Genomic DNA, 16,968 nt, shown 5'->3' with positions numbered 1-16,968 from the left:
TTCCTCGGCTGGACGGATCCGCTCGTGCCCCCGGGCGGCGGATCGAAACTCGGAAGTACAGCCTATCCGGCGGCCACATACACTCGAACGGCTGATGTCCGGCAGGCCGGGGGGCACGCTTGACTGAACCGGGTCAGCGCGGACCGCACGATCGGTCCGGAGGGGCCTGCGCCCCGGCGGGTGGGGACCGGCCGGGCGCCCGACCTGGGGGAGTCGCGTGGTCAGTGCTGTCGTGGGGGGATGGCTGGTGCTCGCCGCGCTGGTCATCGCCTGCTGGCGGCCGATCGTGGCGGACCGCCGGTGGCGGCGTACGGCCCTGCTGCTGATCCTCGGGTTTTCCCTCCTGCACCAGCTGTTGTTCGCGACCGGTACGGAGGACGCGTTCGTTACTTTCCGCTACGCGCAGAACCTGGCCGACGGCTACGGCCCCGTGTTCAACGTCGGCGACCGGATCGAGGGGTACGCGAATTTCTTCTGGCTAGTGGTAGTCGCGTTGCCACGGGCCGCGTTCGGCGCTGCAATACCCATTGCTGCGCCTGTGCTCAGCGTGCTCGCCACGCTCGGCTCGGTGCTGCTGGCGTACTTGCTCGCTGAACGCATTACGGGGCTGGCTCTCCCACCCGGCGCCGAACCACGTCCGTCGCTCGGCGTGGCAGCGGCGATGCTTACTGCGAGCGCCAGCGGGTTGGCCGTGTACGGGGCTTCGGGCACCGAGCTGCCGATGTTCGTACTGCTGGTGCTGGCTGTCGCGTACGCGTTGGTTGCGCGCCGTCCAGTGGTGACGGGAGTGCTCGTCGCCTGTGCGGTGATGACGCGGCCGGAGGGGCTGGTGCTTGCCGTCGTAGCCGTGCTGTGGCTCGCCGCCGCGGCTGCGCGGCGACGGCACACCTGGTGGGCGCCGGTCGGCTGCGTACTGGGTGGACTCGTGTTCCTGGTGCCGTGGATCGCTTGGCGGGTCACGTACTACGACGGGCGCCTGCTCCTGCGCTTTGTCAGCCCGGACTGGGCGTACCTGGGCGGATTCGCCTTGGCGCACATGGTTTTCCTGGTGCCGAGCGTGTTGGCGGTGGGCGCGCTGCTGCGGGTTCGCAACCGTGCGACGGAAGCCGTGTGGCTCTTGTTCGCCTTCGCTGCCGGCCTCATCGCGTACGTGGCGTTGCTTGGCCCGGATCCGGAGCCGTCGTGGCGGTTGCTCGCGCCGGTACCGCCGTTGCTCGCTGTCGCCTGCGTCAGTGCGTACGGCGTGTTCATCGCCGCGCGCCCGTCACCGAAGCTTCGTGCGGCTTCGCGCGTTGTCCCGGTCACCACAGCGGTGCTGGCCGGCGTCGCGGTGGCCGTGTCCGTGGTCAGCCCCGAGGTGCTGAGCCGCATCCGCGTCTGGCACACCCACGGCACGCAGCTGGCCGAGATCGGCGATTGGCTCGCCCACTACCTTCCGCCGGGCTCTGTGGTGAGCGCTGGCGCCCCCGGCGTGCTGGCCAGCCGTACGGGCGGACGGCTGACAGTAACCGGCCTGGACGCGGACCGCTCGACGCTGGCCGTCCCCGGCGCCGAGGGGTACACCGAGAGCCAGGACTGCGCCAGCAAGCTCGCCGGATACCGCGTCGCCACGTTCCGTCGCACCGGTACCCAATTCTGGGTCTCCGTCTACCCACGCGCCGACGAGGTGAGCCGGTTGGTCGGTGATCTTGACCGGGCACCGGGGTTTCAGTACGTGTCATGCCCTTGATCGACACCGGTGTGTCCGGCATGCGCTCCCGTAGCCTGGAACGCATGGCTGATTTCGTGTACCCGCCCATCGTCGCTGCCGCGCGGCTGATGTTCCGGCTGCTGGACAACCGAATCCGGGTCGAGGGGGCGGAGCACGTACCAGCCGGGGGCGGCGCGGTCATCGCCTGCACGCACGTCAGCTACCTGGATTTCATCTACTGCGGGCTCGGCGCCCGGCCGTCGAAGCGGCTGGTGCGGTTCATGGCCAAGCACGAGGTCTTCGAACATCGGATCGCCGGGCCGCTGATGCGCGGGATGCACCACATCCCGGTGGACCGCTCCGCCGGGCGGGCCTCCTACGCGGAGGCGGTCGAACGCTTGCGGGCCGGCCAGGTGGTCGGGGTGTTCCCCGAGGCGACGATCAGCCGTTCGTTCACGGTCAAGCAGCTCAAGACCGGCGCCGTCCGGATGGCCGCGGACGCCGGGGTTCCGGTCGTGCCGATGGCGGTGTGGGGCACCCAGCGGCTGTGGACCAAGGGCCGTCCCAAGGACCTGACCCGACGGCACGTGCCGATCTCGGTGATCGCCGGCGAGCCGATGAACCCGCAGCCGGACGAGGACTGCGAGGTCCGCACCAAAGACCTGCGTGTCCGGTTGTCGGCGCTACTCGACCGCGCGCAGGCGAACTACCCGGAGGAGCCCACGTCGGAGGCCGGCCGCTGGTGGCTACCCGCGCACCTCGGCGGCACCGCGCCCACCCCCGAGGCCGCCGCCGAACTCGACCATCGCCCCGACTGACCCGACCAAGGCTGTGAAGGGTCCCTTCACAGCCGCAGGGTCCAGGGTTCCGGCAAAGTCGGTGTAGAGGTCTGTGAAGGGACCCTTCACGGACTCTGAGTCTGTGAAGGGTCCCTTCACGGACCCGAAACCGGTCCGGCGCACGCTACGAGGTGGTCGCACACACCTCCGCATCGCCCACTGCCGGGTCCCCGACCGACTTTGCCGACACCCTGGACTCTGAGTCCGTGAAGGTGCCCTTCACAGCTTTTCCCCGGGCGGTCAGAACCAGCGGTCCAGGACTTGGGCGACGCCGTCCTCGGTGACCGGCCCGGTCACCTCGTCCGCGGCGGCCAGCGCTTGCGGGTGCCCGTTCGCCATCGCGACGCCGTGCCCGGACCAGCGGAGCATCTCCACGTCGTTGGGCATGTCGCCGAAGGAGATCACGGCCTCGGCGGAGACCGCGAAGCGTTCCGCGATGTCGGCGAGGCCGAGCGCCTTGGTGACCCCGTGCGCGGCCAGTTCGATCAGCCCGCCCGAGGACGAGTACGTGACGTCCACCGAATCGTCGAGCACCGCGCGCACCGCCCCGGCCATCTCCTCCGAGGTCATCCCGCGGCGGCTGACCAGCAGTTTGATCGCCGGCTTGCCGAGCACCTCGCCGCGCATCGCCACGCGGCCCTCGTCGTCGCCCCAGGGGTTGTGGTAGTCCGGCTCGATCACGAAGTTGCGCAGGTCGTGGTCCGCCGGGCCGGTTTCGATCCGCTCGGCCGCCAGCCGGCATCCGGGCAGCGCCTTGTCGAGCGCACTGGCCAGCTCGTGCAATAGCACCGGCTCGAGCTGCCCGTGCACCTCGACGACGGTGTCCGCGCCGATGTCGAGCAGCACGGCGCCGTTCGCGCAGACCGCGTACCCGGTGAGGCCGAGTGGGCCGGCGACCGGTGCGATCCACCGCGGCGGCCGACCGGTGCACAACACGAACGGCACCTCGTCGTCGAGCACTCGGCGCACCATGCCGACAGTGCGTTCGGTGAGCGTTTCACTGGGACCGAGCAGGGTGCCGTCGACGTCGGACGCGACCAACCGGGGTTTCTCCACTCCTACAGTGTCCCGGGAGCCGCCCGTTTGAGCGAATGTCTGTGTCGGGCACTACGGTCGGACTTCGTGCGAGCAGGCATCGTGATCCTTCCGGAAGATCGTTGGTGGGCGGCCGAGCCGAAGTGGCGGGCCGCCGAGGAGTACGGCTTCGACCACGCGTGGACCTACGACCACCTCGGCTGGCGGTCACTGGTGGACGGTCCGTGGTTCTCCGCGGTACCCACGCTCACCGCGGCCGCGATGGTCACGTCGCGGATCCGGCTGGGCACGTTCGTCGCGTCGCCGGTCGCGCGGCACCCGGTGCCCTTCGCGCGCGAGCTGATCACCCTGGACGACGTGTCCGACGGCCGGTTCGTGCTCGGCGTCGGTGCCGGGGTCGAACACGGGGAGTACGACGTGCAGGTCCTCGGCGGACCCCGGCTCACCAACCGGCAGCGGGTCGACCGCTTCACCGAGTTTGCCGAAGCGCTCGACGGCCTGCTGATGACCGACCGCTTCGACTACTCCGGCGAGTACTTCACCGCGGTCGGCGCGCGGAACCTGCCCGGTACGGTGCAGCGGCCGCGACTGCCGTTCGTGGTGGCGGCGAACGGCCCGCGCACGATGACGCTGGCCGCCCGCTTCGGCGCCGGCTGGGTCACCACCGGCCGTGGCGGCAGCACCCCGGACGAATGGTGGCAGGGCGTCGCAGACCTGGTGAAGGTGTTCGACCAGCGCCTCGAAGACGCCGGCCGCGACGGTTCCACGATGCAGCGGTACTTGTCACTGGACGCGTCGCCGACGTATTCGCTGAGCAGCGTGGCCGCGTTCCGCGAGGGCGTCGAGCGGGCCAACGCGCTGGGCTTCACCGACGTGATCTCGCACTGGCCGCGTTCCAGCGGGCCATACGAAGGCCATGAGTCGGTGCTGGAGCAGGTTGTCGATTCGGTGCTCCCGGAGCTGCCGGAGAAGTAGACGTCCGGACGCGGGCTAGTCCATTCGGGTGATACGGAGCGGGCCGGGAAACCTCCGCGCGCGCAACGGCGTGCACGCGGTGAGAAGAGGGGGAGCGGCGCCGGGGGACGTCGTCTTCTCACCCGGCGGGGGCTTGGGGAGGAACTCCTCGTGATCGTGGTGGTGGGGGAGCCGCGATCACGAGGAGCCGTTACCGCAGGATCGTGTAGATCGCAGCCCCCCGATTGCGGTAGTCCAGACGCAGGAAGTCACGGCCGTCCAGGCCGGTCAGACCGGGAGCGAGCGGGGCGTTTTTGACGATCGTGCCGCTGCCGATCAGCACGTGGTGCACGTCCAGCCGGTGCACTGCCGCGCGGACCTCCGGATCGGTGTCGTAGTCGCGGAAGTGCAGGGCCAGGTACGTCGCGTCCGGCGAGATCCGGCCACCGCCGTCGTAGTGGCCGGCGACCGGGTGCACACCGCTCAGCGCGTACATCCACGCTGTGCCGTCCAGCCGGTCGTTCAGCACCTTCTCGTGCGGCCCGATGCCCATCGTGCCGAGGTGTGCGATGGCCGCGATCTCGTCCGCGCTTACCGGCGGAGTGACCTCGCCCTCCCGGCCGTTGTAGTACAGGTAGGACACCGCGGTGGCGTTCGCGCTGCGGTAGAACCCGCCGGTCAGCACGGTCGTGGCGACCACCACCAGCACCGCGGTCGCGGCACCCAGCCGCGTCCGTACCTTTGGCCGGGCGCGGGCCCAGCTGCCGCGGCGGACCAGCCGGGCGATCCACCGTTGCAGCTCCGCCATCCCATGCCCGGCGAGCAGGCACAGCGGGATCGCGGCCAGCGCCATCAGCCGGTAGCGGTCGTTCCACCAGGGGCGCGACAGCGAAACCACCCACGGCAGGTAGCCGAAGGACGCGACGAGCACGAAGAACGCGGAGAGTCCGAGCGCGGCCAGCCCCACCCAGCGCATCCGGCCGAGCCGGTGGAAGGTCAGCACGCCGAGCACCAGCAGCACGGTGAGCCAGATCAGCGGCCGATTCAGGACCTGCTGGAAGGTGCCCAGCAGCTTCAGCGACACCGGGATCGACAGGTTCGAGTTCCACCCGTAGTACGGGTAGGAGCCGGACGTGAAGCCGATCGCGCCGAAGATCTGCGGCACGGCCAGCAGCACGCTGGCCACCATCACCGGCACCATGTACACGAGGTCCATACCGATTACCCGGCCCACGGAGCGCCCTTCCGGCACACCGTCCACCGGTAGCCGCCGAAGCGAGCGATACCAGCGCTGGATCACCAACGGGAACGCCAAGAGCACCGCTCCGAACAACGCGCTTGAGTGCGCGCTCAGCAGCCCGTCTGCCGTGAGTGCGAGCACCAGCCCGGTGTCGACGCCCGGCCGTACGAGGAAACGCTGCAACGCGACCACTGCGAGCGGCGTGAGCACGATGCCCAGCGCGTACGGCAGCAGGCCGCTCGACACCGACTCGTACGCGCCCGTGGTCGCTCCTACGGCGACGAGAGCGGCACAGCCGGCGAACACCGCGCGCCCGCCGAGCTGACGGATCAACGCGACCATCGACAACGCGAAGAGGCCCGCGATCGGCATGGTGAGCGCGTTGAGCGTGGCCGGGATGCTCGCCCCGGAGATCTGGTACACCAGCGCGCCGACCAGGTGGTAGCCGTTCGGATAGAAGGAGCCGTCGGGGTACCAGTTGATCTTGCCCATACCGGTGAGCGAGCCGTCGCCGGTCTCGGCGATGTAGCGAATGCCGTTCGCGTGGTACACGGTGTCCCAGCGCTGGAACACCGCGCTGGTGCCTTCGCGCGCGGAGAGCACCACGGCGATCGATATCCCCGTCGCGACCACGACGCAGGCAGCGACCGCCCAGTGCTCCCGATTGGTCCAGCCAATCGGCGGTTCCTCGGCGCCTGCGCGAAGCAGGCCGCGGGCGATCAAGAGCCGTCTCGCGCCGTACGCGAGGGCTGCCAGCAGCACGGTGCAGGCGGCCGTAGTGAGCACGTTGTAGGGCAGGCCGGCTTTCGCCAGCCAGGGGCCGGCCAAGCCGGTGACGGCGTAGCTGAGCAGGGGGGCGAGGCCGGCCAGTGCCCAGCCGCGCAGTCCGGCCGCGCGGCCGATCAGGCCGCCGGGAACCGCCAGCACGGCCACGTACGTGGCGATCGCGCCGAGATAGCTCCAGAAGGTGTCCGGTGCAGGCATGGTTCTCTATGTGTGGTGTGGGTAAAACCTGGCGGTATGCCGAGGTCGGTTCGGGCCGCGGTGTCAGTACTGCGTACCCTGGGCGCCCGTGAGCGAGCACACGAACCCCGCCAAGATTACTGAAGACGAGTTCGCCGGTTACGACCTCATCGTCGTTGGGTCCGGTTTCTTCGGGCTGACCGTCGCCGAACGCGCCGCGGCCGAGCTCGGGAAGAAGGTGCTCGTGCTCGAGCGGCGGAGCCACCTCGGTGGCAACGCCTACTCCGAGCCCGACCCGGAAACCGGCATCGAGGTGCACAAGTACGGCGCGCACCTGTTCCACACCTCGAACAAGCGCGTGTGGGAGTACGTCAACCGCTTCACCGAGTTCACCGGCTACCAGCACCGGGTGTTCGCGAAGGTCGAGGACCAGGTCTACTCGTTCCCGATGAACCTGGGCCTGATCAACCAGTTCTTCGGCAAATCGCACACGCCGGACGAGGCCCGCGAGCTGATCGCGAAGCAGGCTTCGGAATTCCGGACCGAGGACGCGCAGAACCTTGAGGAAAAGGCCATCTCGCTGGTCGGCCGCCCGCTCTATGAGGCGTTCATCCGCGGGTACACCGCGAAGCAGTGGGAGAACGACCCCAAGGACCTCGGCGCCAACATCATCACCCGGCTGCCGGTCCGCTACACGTTCGACAACCGCTACTTCAACGACACCTACGAAGGCCTGCCGGTCGAGGGATACACCGCCTGGCTGAAGAAGATGGCCGAGCACGAGAACATCGAGATCCGGCTGAACGTCGACTACTTCGACGTGCGCGAGCACATTCCGGCGGGCACCCCGACCGTCTACACCGGACCGCTGGACCGCTACTTCGGCTACTCGGCGGGCCGGTTCACCTGGCGCACCGTCGACTTCGAATCCGAGGTCGCGCCGACCGGTGATTTTCAAGGCACCTCGGTGGTCAACTACAACGACCAGGAAATCCCCTACACCCGCATCATCGAGTTCCGGCACTTCCACCCGGAGCGGGACTACCCCAAGGACAAGACGGTCATCTTCCGCGAGTACTCCCGTTTCGCGAAAGAAGAAGACGAGCCGTACTACCCGATCAACACGCCGGAGAACCGCGAGAAGCTGGAAAGCTACCGCGAGCTGGCCAAGGCCGAGGCGCGCGAGAAGAACGTGCTCTTCGGCGGCCGGCTGGGTACCTACAAGTACCTCGACATGCACATGGCGATCGGTTCGGCGCTGTCGATGTTCGACAACAAGATCGCGCCGCACCTGACCGACGGTGCTCCGCTCGACGGGTCCATCGATGCTTGAGAAGGACACCCCGCGCGGTGAAGTCGCGGTCCTCGCCAAGGCACAGGGCGTCCTGAAGAAGCCCGGCACCGTGCAGGTCGCGCGGGGTATGTCGCTGTTCGGCGAGCACAGCGCGGGCTGGTTCGCGCTCGGACTCGTCGGCGCGGCGGTGGACCGCGAGCGGCGCAAGGACTGGCTGCTCGCCTCGGCCGGGGTGGTGGGCGCGCACGCCGCCTCGATCGCGGTCAAGCGGGTGGTCCGGCGGCGCCGTCCGGACCACGAAAGTGTCGAGGTGCTGGTGGGGACGCCGAGCAAGCTGAGCTTCCCGTCCTCCCACGCCACCTCGACCACGGCGGCGGCGGTGCTTTACTCCGGGTTGACCGGGCGTAACCTGGTGCCCGCCCTCGTACCGCCGATGCTGGCCTCGCGACTGCTGCTCGGCGTCCACTACCCGACCGACGTCCTGGCCGGAGCTGCGCTCGGGGGTGTCCTCGGCGGTCTGCTTCGCAGGCGGCTGACCAAGGCCGAGCCCCGCGGCACCTCCCGAAAGAAGTGTGGAAGGCGATGAGCGAAACGACCGACGAGCGAGCCGAGAACGCAGCGGCCGCCGAAGGCGCCGAGGCGACTCCGGCGGAGCACGCGGAGTCGGTCGACGCCCCCATCCCACCCACAGCGCCCGTCTCGGCCAATCCGAGCCCACTTGGCCTGGTGCTCGGCGTGGTCAAGACGGCCCGGCCGAAGCAGTGGGTGAAGAACGTACTGGTCTTCGCTGCGCCGTTCTTCGCTTTTTCCAAGGCGACGAACCGCACCGAACTGGCCATCGACGCGTTGATCGCGTTCGTGGCGTTCTCGCTCACTGCCTCGTCGGTCTACCTCATCAACGACGCGGTCGACGTCGAAGCCGATCGCGCGCACCCGACCAAGCGGAACCGGCCGATCGCGGCCGGGATCGTGCCGGTCGGCGTGGCCTACGCGGCCGCGGCAGGATTCCTGGTCGCCGGGCTCGCGGTGTCCTTCGCCGCGAGCTGGCAGCTGGCCGTCGTGCTCGCGGTGTACGAAGCGGTGCAGCTGGCCTACTGCTTCGGGCTCAAGCACCAGCCGGTGGTCGACCTGGCCATCGTCGGGTCCGGTTTCCTGATGCGCTCGATCGCCGGCGGTGTGGCCGGCGGAATCGCGATGTCGCAGTGGTTCCTGCTGGTCACCGCGTTCGGCTCGCTGTTCATGGTGGCGGGCAAGCGATACGCGGAGATCATGCTCTTCGAGCGCACCGGGGCGAAGATCCGCTCCTCGCTGAAGAAATACTCGGCGAGCTACCTGCGGTTCGTCTGGGCCACCTCGGCGGCCATCCTGATCATGTCCTACTGCCTGTGGGCGTTCGAGATCCGCCAGACCGAGCACAACTCGGTGTGGGCCGTGGTGTCCATGGTCCCGTTCGTGATCGCGGTACTGCGCTACGCGGTCGACGTGGACGGCGGCAACGCCGGCGCGCCCGACGAGATCGCCCTCAAGGACCGGGTGCTACAGGTCCTCGGGGCCAGCTGGGTCCTGACCCTGTTCCTCTCGTTCTACCTCTAACCCGCTGTGAAGGGACCCTTCACAGCCTCAGCGTCCGTGAAGGGTCCCTTCACAGCCTTTATGCACAGCTGGGGTTCAGGCTCCGCACAGCATCGGCGGTCATCCTCAAGGGGTGGGAACAGTGTGTTCCCACGTTCGGAGCCGGAGGAACCCGCAATGAACGACCAAACCCCCGAACCACGGGAGGGCGCCGGCCCTGCCCCGGCGTCCGGCCCAGAAGAAGTCATCGGCTCGGCGAACGAGCAGACCCGGGAACTCCACTCGTCGGCGGCCTCCGCTGCGGAACCGGCCGCCGCGCCGGGCCAGGGCGTGCAGGGGCAGGGTGCGCCGGGCCACGGCGTGCCAACCCCGGGTGTGCAGGGCCAGGGCGCACCCAGCCCAGGTGCGCAGGGTGAGGGCGCGCCTAGCCCAGGTGCGCAGGGGCAGGCCGCGCCGCCGCCCCCGCCGCCCCCGCCACCTCCGCAGCCGCCCGCCGGGCAGCAGTGGGGCGTGCCGATGCCACCACCTCGCCCCGGCGGCTTCCGGCGCTTTGTCGGCAACCGGGTCACGCAGCTGGTCGCAGTCGGGGTGCTCGGGCTGGCCGTCGGCGGAGGCGTCGTGGGCGGCGTTATGGCCGCCACGTACCACCCCGGTCACCCCACCATGAGCCAGCACCGCGGCGACCACCATTTCCGGGGCCGGGCTCCGATCCAGCGGCAAGGCCCCGGCGGCCAGCAGAACGGCGGGAACGGCAGCGGTACCGGAACGGGCAGCGGTACCTGACGCTCGTTCAGCCGACGGTCACAGCGCTTCGATCGCGTCGTTGAGGATCTTCACGACCGCCCGCGGATCGCCCGGGATCAGCTCGACCCGGCCGTCGGCGGTCGGGTAGGTCAGCACCCGGCCGGTTTCGAGGTCGAGCGCGGTGATCGGGCCACCGCTGAGACGGCGGCCGTGGGCACGACGTGCCACGTACAGCTGGTGCACGGCTTCCTGCGGGAGGTTCAGTACCGCGGTGAGGTACTCGTGGCTGTCACGCTCGTCGAACAGGTCCGGCGCCGTTTCGGACGGGGAGGTCACCGACACCCGGCGCACGGTAGCGCCCGGCAGCGGGGGCAGCGTGTCCAGCAGCGCGGTGGCCGGCCGGTCTGGCGGGATCGGGCGGATCTCGACGGTGCCGCCGTCCTCCTCCCGCACCAGTACCAGCACCGCGTCCTGCGCTCGCTGCGCGACCAGCGCCGCCCGGCGGGTTCCGTCCGCCCAGCCTGACCACGTGTAGTACTCGGCCTCGGCGTACGCGATCAGCTGGAGCGTTGCCCGCCATCCTGGGGTCGGCGCGCCCCGGTCGGCGAGGCCGAACTCGGTGAGCAGATCGATGGTCGCAGCGTGCAGTTCGCGCCGTGCGCCGGCGTCGGCCCAGAACCGTGCCGAACCGAAGATCCGGTGCGGCGGGCCGAGGTCGAGCATGTCCCAGGCGAGGCCGAGCGCGGGCGCGGGCAGCATGACCGCTCGCTCCGGCGTGATCATGCGCCGAGCGTGGGCGGTGCGGAGCGAAGCCCGGTGACCGGGTCGACGAGGTGCTCGTCGGTGAAGATGTCGTCGGTGTCGAGGACGTACTTGCGATCGTGCTCGGCGTCTTCCTCCTTTTTGCCGCCACGCCCGCCCGCCGCCGCTCCCGCGCCGGGCAGCCCGCGTTCACCGGCCGCGCCACCGCGCATGGATCCGGTGCGGGCGCCGGGTTCTCCGGTGCCGGTCCGCGCGCCCGAGGAATTGCCGGGACTGCGGGTCGCCGGTCCTTCGCCGGGGCCAGAGGCGACCCCACCTCTGCCGAACGACGTTGTCCCGGGGCCGAATCCGCCTGCCCCTGCCCCGAATTCACCGGGGCCGAACCCGCCCGTGCCGAATCCGCCGGGGCCGAATCCCGGCGTGCCGGAACCACCGGCGCCAGGCTGATACCCACCCCACGACGGCGGTGCGAAGCCAGGCTGGACGGGCGGTGGCTGATAGCCCGCAGCGGTCGTGCGGTCGCTTCCCGGCCCATGCGTTGGGTTCGCGCCGCTCGTCCCACCCAGCCCGCCAGGCCCGTTTACGCCATCGGGCCCGCCGGGTCCGGCTGGCCCGCCCGGATGTCCGGCGCTGGTGCCAATACCGGGCAGGTCACCGCCGATGACCCCACGATGGGTGGCACTGGGGACACTGCCGCCGGGTTTGCCCGCCGCCGGTTGGTGCTGCGCGTCGGGTTGCTGCTCGATGCGGACGTCACCGCCGTCGTAAGCGCCGATCTGCCCGTAATCCGACTTGAGCCGGCCGGTGTTCCCCTGGGTCTGGTTGGTGAATTGCTGGTACTGCTGAAGGCTTTCGTCCGCTGCCGCGGTGTACTCCACCAGCTGCCACATATGGTCGTACTCGTACCAGCTCTTCCCGGCGGCGGGCGCGAGATCGGGCTTGGCGGGCATCTGTGCCATCTGGTTGCGGAGGTTGTCGTACAGCGTCGTGGTCGTGGTGTGGGTGCTGCCGTTGTCCAGAAAGGTCTGGTGCGCGTCGAGCATCGAGGCCCGGACTTTCTGCAACCGCCCGGAAACCTGATCGGCCGCGGCACCCTGCCAGACCGATTCGAGGCTGCCCAGTGCCGTCGAGACGTCCTGGCTGAGCGCTTCCTGATCAGTGGCCATTTTCCGGGCCATGTCGATGCCACGGTGCCAGTCGCGGGAATTGCCACCCTGGATCTGCTGCACAATCTCCTCGATCGGCACGGTCAGTTCCTTGTGCAGCTGGAAGTATTGCTTGGCGATGTCGGCCGGATCCATGTCAGCGCCCCGCTTTCGCTTTGAGTGTGGTGACCACGTGGTCGGCGATGATGGCTGCGATGTCGCAGGAGTCGACTTTGCCGGCGTTGTAGTCGCCGAGGCTGAGCCCGATTTGGAAGTCGAGGGTGTCGGCGAGCCCGACCGTGAGATGGCAGTCCCGGGTTCTCGGTCCTGGCTGGGTGTCGTAGGCCACGGCGGGGAAGCCCTGGATGGGTGGGAGTACGTCGAACCGTTTCATCTGGGATTTGACCTGCTTGTAGATGATGCTCAGGCCTTCGTGTTGCGTAGTCGTGAAATAGATCATTAGCAGTGACCCGCTCCCGCCGCCCCAGCTGCATACCGGCCCGAGGGCACCGTCCTCGATTTTTCCGGGGATTCCGGGCCCGATGTCGTCGTGAATCTGTTTCGGGCTGAGTGCTTCGCAGGGGCTGCCGGACAGCACGGAGTCCGGTAGTGGGTGCGCGACTTTGGGTGCGCCGCCATAGGGCGGTATTTCCTTGAGCAGCATGGGATTGCTCGCGGGGCTCGGAATGCCAGGAGTGATGCTGGTGCAGGCAGTGAGCATCGTCGCCGAGATCAGCATGATGAAGGGAGCGCGGCGGTTCATTTCGTCTTTTCCTGGGGGCTGACAGTGTTCAATAGGTCGGTCTGCTGATGGTCGCTCGACTTGGTCATGCCCAGTGCGGCTTCAATGCGCTGGATCAATTCGTTCAGGTAGGCCAGTTGAAGGTCGACGTGGCCGCCGCCGTAGGAGTACGCCCCGAGTTTTCCTGCGCCGTCGCCGACCAGCGCGACGTGTGCTGCGAGGGTCGAGGGGTCCTTCGACGGGGCAGTTATCCCGCACAGGTTGGCCACCGCGGCCTTCATTTTTCGCTGCCTGTCTCGGATGTCCTTCAGATTTTTGAGGAGCTGTTTCGCTTCGTCGGGCTCCAGGACGAAGCCGTCCGGCGCGCTTGCCCTGGCTTCTCCGGTCGCGACAGTGAACCCGACGTCCTCGAACACAGTGCCCCCTCGGCGCGGTGTCTGCAATTGATTACAGACATCAGAGTAGTGGATCTGGTACCCCGCGTGTGGGCCGTTTCGGAAAACCATCAGGCGGAGATCGGGTAGGCGAGCATCTGCGCCGTTGCTTGGCGATGTCGGCCGGGTCCATGTCAGCGTCCCGCTTTCGCTTTGAGTGTGGTGACCACGTGGTCGGCGATGATGGCTGCGATGTCGCAGGAGTCGACTTTGCCGACATTGTAGCTGCCGAGGCCGAGCCCGATCTGGAAGTCGAGGGTGTCGGACAGCCCGACCGTGAGATGGCAGCTCTGGGTTTTCGGTCCTGGCTGGGTGTCGTAGGCCACGGCGGGGAAGCCCTGGATGGGTGGGAGTACGTCGAACCGTTTCATCTGGGACTTGACCTGCTTGTAGATGATGCTCAGGCCTTCGTGCTGCGTAGTCGTGAAATAGATCAACAACACTGACCCGCCGTTGCCGTCCCAGCTGCATACCGGTCCGAGGGCACCGTCCTCGATTTTTCCGGGGATTCCGGGCCCGATGTCGTCGTGAATCTGTTCTGGGCTGAGTGCTTCGCAGGGGCTGCCGGACAGCACGGAGTCCGGTAGTGGGTGCGGGACTTTGGGTGCGCCGCCATAGGGCGGTATTTCCTTGAGCAGCATGGGATTGCTCGCGGGGCTCGGGATGCCGGGTGTGATGCTGGTGCAGGCAGTGAGCATCGTCGCCGAGATCAGCATGATGAAGGGAGCGCGGCGGTTCATTTCGTCTTTTCCTGGGGGCTGACACTGCTCAGGAGGTCGGTCTGCTGATGGTCGCTCGACTTGGTCATGCCCAGTGCGGCTTCAATGCGCTGGATCAATTCGTTCAGGTAGGCCAGCTGGAGGTCGACGTGGCCGCCGCCGTAGGAGTATGCCCCGAGTTTTCCTGCGCCGTCGCCGACCAGTGCGACGTGTGCTGCGAGGGTCGAGGGGTCCTTCGACGGGGCAGTTATCCCGCACAGGTCGGCCACCGCATCCTTCATTTTCAGCTGCCTGGCTCGGATGCCAAGCAGTTTCTTGAGGAGCTGTTTCGCTTCGTCGGGCTCCAGGACGAAGCCGTCCGGCGCGCTTGCCCTGGCTTCTCCGGTCGCGACAGTGAACCCGACGTCCTCGAACACAGTGCCCCCTCGGCGCGGTGTCTGCAATTGATTACAGACAACAAGGTAGCGGATCTGTGACCGCGCGTGTGGGGTATTCCAGAAAATCGTCAGACGGCTAGACATAAATGCTTTAGACGCATTTTCCATAGGTATTTATATTCTGATTTCACCTGCCCTGGACGCAAATGCAAGGGTCCGCAGACGAAAGAACCCCCGAACATCCGGTGACCGGAACGTTCGGGGGTTCGTTCGGAAGCCGGGCCTCAGATGGGCAGCTTCCGGAAGATCGGCCGGGGCACGTGCCGCAGGATGGACATCATCAGGCGCATCGGGGCGGGCGCCCAGACCAGCTCCTTGCCACGGCGGGAGGCGTCCACGGCGATATCGGCGACCTGTTCCGCGGTCACCGACAGCGGGGCGGGCTTGAGCCCTTCGGTCATCTTGGTCTTCACGTGCCCGGGACGGACCACGGTGGCCTTCACGCCGTAGGGCGCGAGCGCTTCGCCGAGGCCGAGGTAGAAGCCGTCGAAGCCGGCCTTCGTCGAGCCGTACAGGAAGTTCGACCGGCGTACGCGCTCGCCGGCCACCGAGGACAGCGCGATGATCCGGCCGTGGCCCTGCGTCTTGAGCTTCTCCGCCAGCGCCACGCCTACCGACACCGCGGACGCGTAGTTCACCGTGGCCAGCTCGACTGCCTTCGCGTGGTCCTGCCAGACCTCTTCGGGATCGCCGAGCAGGCCGAAGGCGACGACGGTCACGTCGATGTCCCCGTCGGCGAAGGCCGCGTCGAGCACCTTCGGGTGCGAAGCGGTGTCCTTCGCGTCGAAGACCACTGTGGACACCTCCGCGCCACGGTCCTTCAGCCGCTGCGCCGCGGCCTCCAACCGGGGCGACTGCCGCGCGGCGAGCACGACGCGCAGCGGCTTCTCGGCGAGGTACTTCTCCGCGATCGCCAGCGCGATGTCGGACGTGCCGCCGAGCAGCAGCAGGGACTGGGGATTTCCGACCGCGTCGATCACAGTGCGAGCCTCCGGCTCATGTCAGAGGCGAAAACGCCTTCGGGGTCAACGGCTGCGCGGATCTTCCGCCATTCCTCCAGCCGCGGGTACATCCGGGCGAAGGTCTCCGGCGAGGTGCGGGAGTCCTTGGCGGTGTAGAGCCGTCCGCCCGCGGCGAGGACCAGCTCGTCCAGCTCCCGGCAGAGGGCGCTGAGTCCCGGCTTGATCGGGAAGTCGAGGCAGACCATCCAGCCGGTGTCGGGGAACGACAGCGGCGCGCGGTTGCCCTTGCCCATCTGCTTGAAGACGTTCAGCGCCGAGTAGTGCCCGGAGTGCGCGACCTTTTCCACGATCCGGCGGAGATCCTCGTTCGCGCCGATCGGGGTGCTGAACTGGTACTGCAGAAAACCCTTGCTGCCGTAGCCGCGGTTCCACTCTCCGACCAGGTCGAGCATGTGATAGAAGGCCGTGATGTTCTGGATCGCGCCCCGGCCGTGCTTCGGGGTGGACCGGTAGTAGAACTCGCCGATCGCGCTGAGCGAGAGCTTGTTCATCAGCCCGTTCGGGAACACGTCCGGCACGGTGAGCAGCTGCGGCGCGGAGAACTTCAGCGGCTCGGCGCGCTGCTTCGGCGTGAGGTCGTCGAGCTTGGCCAGCGAACCGCGGGCGAACGCGCCCCGGCCGAGCTTGCGGCCCTTGTTGATGGTGTCGAACCAGACCGACGAATACGTGTAGTTCTCGTCCGAGCCGTCGCTGATCAGCGCCAGCGTGCCGTCCAGGTCGTCGGTGCGGTCGTTGTCGACGATGAAGTAGGCGCTCTCGGTCTTGGTCATCCGGATCGTGGCGCGCAGGATGATCCCGGTCAGCCCGATCCCCGCGACCGTCGCCCAGAACAGCTCGGCTTCCGGGCCTTGGGGGGTGAGCGTGCGGATCGAGCCGTCCGCGGTGAGCAGGTCCAGCGAAACCACGTGGTTGCCGAAGCTGCCCGCGGAGTGGTGGTTCTTGCCGTGGATGTCGTTGGCGATCGCGCCGCCGACGGTCACCTGGCGGGTGCCCGGCAGCACCGGGACCCACAGGCCGTACGGCAGCGCCTCGCGCATCAGCTTGTCGAGGCTCACGCCGGCGTCCAGCTCGACCAGCCCGCTATCCGGGTCGATCGAATGGATCTCGTCGAGCACGGTCAGATCGACCACCAGGCCGCCGGCGTTCTGCGCCGGGTCGCCGTAGGACCGGCCGAGCCCGCGGGCGATGACCCCGCGAGGGCCGGCGGAGGTGACCGCGCGGGCGATCTTCTCCACGTCGCGCGTGGCCAGCACGTCGGCGACGGTCCCGGCGGTGCGGGCCCAGCCGGTCAGCGTGCGGCGCGTGGTCTCGGGTGGTTGGCTCACCCGACCAGGGTAGCCACGCCGAATGCCGCCCGGGACGTGCCCCTGAAGTGA

Annotated in this window: 17 protein-coding genes; 7 read left to right on the top strand and 10 right to left on the bottom strand. The window is 68.3% G+C overall.

The window, feature by feature from the left end:
- The first annotated feature begins 217 nt into the window (after positions 1–217).
- Together D5S19_RS15660 and D5S19_RS15655 are read left to right on the top strand one after the other, a co-directional pair.
- The gene (locus D5S19_RS15660; protein WP_120024079.1) at positions 218–1,729 is read left to right on the top strand and encodes a hypothetical protein; all 1,512 of its coding nucleotides are present in this window, start codon (positions 218–220) and stop codon (positions 1,727–1,729) included.
- 44 nt (positions 1,730–1,773) lie between these two features.
- A complete protein-coding gene (locus D5S19_RS15655) occupies positions 1,774–2,508 on the top strand; it encodes a lysophospholipid acyltransferase family protein (RefSeq protein WP_120024113.1) in 735 nt (244 codons plus the stop codon).
- Positions 2,509–2,769: 261 nt separating this feature from the next.
- Here D5S19_RS15655 and D5S19_RS15650 read toward each other — a convergent pair whose 3' ends face one another.
- Entirely contained in the window at positions 2,770–3,570 is an 801-nt protein-coding gene (locus tag D5S19_RS15650) for an HAD family hydrolase (protein ID WP_120024112.1), read from the bottom strand.
- Positions 3,571–3,651: 81 nt separating this feature from the next.
- Between D5S19_RS15650 and D5S19_RS15645 the strand changes: the two genes are divergently transcribed.
- Complete coding sequence (locus D5S19_RS15645; protein ID WP_120024078.1) at positions 3,652–4,539, top strand: LLM class flavin-dependent oxidoreductase; 888 nt, start codon at positions 3,652–3,654, stop codon at positions 4,537–4,539.
- Between the two features lie 190 nt (positions 4,540–4,729).
- Here the strand turns inward: D5S19_RS15645 and D5S19_RS15640 are convergent, their stop codons facing one another.
- Positions 4,730–6,742 (bottom strand): DUF6541 family protein, encoded by a 2,013-nt coding sequence (locus D5S19_RS15640; protein WP_120024077.1) that lies wholly within the window; start codon positions 6,740–6,742, stop codon positions 4,730–4,732.
- 88 nt (positions 6,743–6,830) lie between these two features.
- On the opposite strand from D5S19_RS15640, the gene glf reads away from it, so the two are divergent.
- The 4 genes from glf to D5S19_RS32485 all read left to right on the top strand — a co-directional run bounded on the left by glf (position 6,831) and on the right by D5S19_RS32485 (position 10,370).
- Complete coding sequence (gene glf, locus D5S19_RS15635) at positions 6,831–8,054, top strand: UDP-galactopyranose mutase (protein WP_120024076.1); 1,224 nt, start codon at positions 6,831–6,833, stop codon at positions 8,052–8,054.
- Entirely contained in the window at positions 8,047–8,601 is a 555-nt protein-coding gene (locus D5S19_RS15630; RefSeq protein ID WP_120024075.1) for a phosphatase PAP2 family protein, read from the top strand. The genes glf and D5S19_RS15630 overlap by 8 nt, the downstream gene beginning before the upstream one ends.
- Positions 8,598–9,608: a decaprenyl-phosphate phosphoribosyltransferase gene (locus tag D5S19_RS15625; RefSeq protein ID WP_120024074.1), complete on the top strand. Its 1,011-nt coding sequence runs from the start codon at positions 8,598–8,600 to the stop codon at positions 9,606–9,608. Before D5S19_RS15630 ends, D5S19_RS15625 begins: the two co-directional genes overlap by 4 nt.
- Before the next feature lie 156 nt (positions 9,609–9,764).
- Complete coding sequence (locus tag D5S19_RS32485; protein WP_199730520.1) at positions 9,765–10,370, top strand: hypothetical protein; 606 nt, start codon at positions 9,765–9,767, stop codon at positions 10,368–10,370.
- Between the two features lie 18 nt (positions 10,371–10,388).
- Here the strand turns inward: D5S19_RS32485 and D5S19_RS15615 are convergent, their stop codons facing one another.
- The 8 genes from D5S19_RS15615 to D5S19_RS15580 all read right to left on the bottom strand — a co-directional run bounded on the left by D5S19_RS15615 (position 10,389) and on the right by D5S19_RS15580 (position 16,917).
- Entirely contained in the window at positions 10,389–11,114 is a 726-nt protein-coding gene (locus D5S19_RS15615; protein WP_120024073.1) for an ESX secretion-associated protein EspG, read from the bottom strand.
- Complete coding sequence (locus tag D5S19_RS15610) at positions 11,111–12,394, bottom strand: hypothetical protein (protein ID WP_120024072.1); 1,284 nt, start codon at positions 12,392–12,394, stop codon at positions 11,111–11,113. Before D5S19_RS15610 ends, D5S19_RS15615 begins: the two co-directional genes overlap by 4 nt.
- Position 12,395: 1 nt before the next feature.
- On the bottom strand, positions 12,396–13,001 hold the full coding sequence (locus D5S19_RS15605) for a DUF3558 domain-containing protein (protein ID WP_120024071.1): 606 nt from the start codon (positions 12,999–13,001) through the stop codon (positions 12,396–12,398).
- The gene (locus D5S19_RS15600; RefSeq protein WP_120024070.1) at positions 12,998–13,396 is read right to left on the bottom strand and encodes a hypothetical protein; all 399 of its coding nucleotides are present in this window, start codon (positions 13,394–13,396) and stop codon (positions 12,998–13,000) included. Before D5S19_RS15600 ends, D5S19_RS15605 begins: the two co-directional genes overlap by 4 nt.
- Positions 13,397–13,548: 152 nt before the next feature.
- The gene (locus tag D5S19_RS15595; protein ID WP_120024069.1) at positions 13,549–14,154 is read right to left on the bottom strand and encodes a DUF3558 domain-containing protein; all 606 of its coding nucleotides are present in this window, start codon (positions 14,152–14,154) and stop codon (positions 13,549–13,551) included.
- Positions 14,151–14,549 (bottom strand): hypothetical protein, encoded by a 399-nt coding sequence (locus D5S19_RS15590; RefSeq protein ID WP_120024068.1) that lies wholly within the window; start codon positions 14,547–14,549, stop codon positions 14,151–14,153. The genes D5S19_RS15595 and D5S19_RS15590 overlap by 4 nt, the downstream gene beginning before the upstream one ends.
- 245 nt (positions 14,550–14,794) lie before the next feature.
- Entirely contained in the window at positions 14,795–15,550 is a 756-nt protein-coding gene (locus D5S19_RS15585; RefSeq protein ID WP_120024067.1) for a decaprenylphospho-beta-D-erythro-pentofuranosid-2-ulose 2-reductase, read from the bottom strand.
- Positions 15,547–16,917, bottom strand: coding sequence for an FAD-binding oxidoreductase (locus D5S19_RS15580; protein ID WP_120024066.1), 1,371 nt, complete (start codon positions 16,915–16,917; stop codon positions 15,547–15,549). The genes D5S19_RS15585 and D5S19_RS15580 overlap by 4 nt, the downstream gene beginning before the upstream one ends.
- Positions 16,918–16,968 lie beyond the last annotated feature (51 nt).

The sequence above is a fragment of the Amycolatopsis panacis genome, assembly GCF_003600245.1.
GTDB classification, from domain to species: domain Bacteria; phylum Actinomycetota; class Actinomycetes; order Mycobacteriales; family Pseudonocardiaceae; genus Amycolatopsis; species Amycolatopsis sulphurea.
Note: the sequence above shows the minus strand (reverse complement) of the source record. Positions and strands in the feature narration are given on the sequence as shown.

Coding starts and splice junctions, on each gene's coding strand:
- D5S19_RS32485 (WP_199730520.1), top strand. CDS start 9,765: ATGAACGACCAAACCCCCGAACCACGGGAGGGCGCCGGCCCTGCCCCG.
- D5S19_RS15630 (WP_120024075.1), top strand. CDS start 8,047: ATGCTTGAGAAGGACACCCCGCGCGGTGAAGTCGCGGTCCTCGCCAAG.
- D5S19_RS15615 (WP_120024073.1), bottom strand. CDS start 11,114: ATGATCACGCCGGAGCGAGCGGTCATGCTGCCCGCGCCCGCGCTCGGC.
- D5S19_RS15595 (WP_120024069.1), bottom strand. CDS start 14,154: ATGAACCGCCGCGCTCCCTTCATCATGCTGATCTCGGCGACGATGCTC.
- D5S19_RS15610 (WP_120024072.1), bottom strand. CDS start 12,394: ATGGATCCGGCCGACATCGCCAAGCAATACTTCCAGCTGCACAAGGAA.
- D5S19_RS15655 (WP_120024113.1), top strand. CDS start 1,774: ATGGCTGATTTCGTGTACCCGCCCATCGTCGCTGCCGCGCGGCTGATG.
- D5S19_RS15605 (WP_120024071.1), bottom strand. CDS start 13,001: ATGAACCGCCGCGCTCCCTTCATCATGCTGATCTCGGCGACGATGCTC.
- D5S19_RS15625 (WP_120024074.1), top strand. CDS start 8,598: ATGAGCGAAACGACCGACGAGCGAGCCGAGAACGCAGCGGCCGCCGAA.
- D5S19_RS15640 (WP_120024077.1), bottom strand. CDS start 6,742: ATGCCTGCACCGGACACCTTCTGGAGCTATCTCGGCGCGATCGCCACG.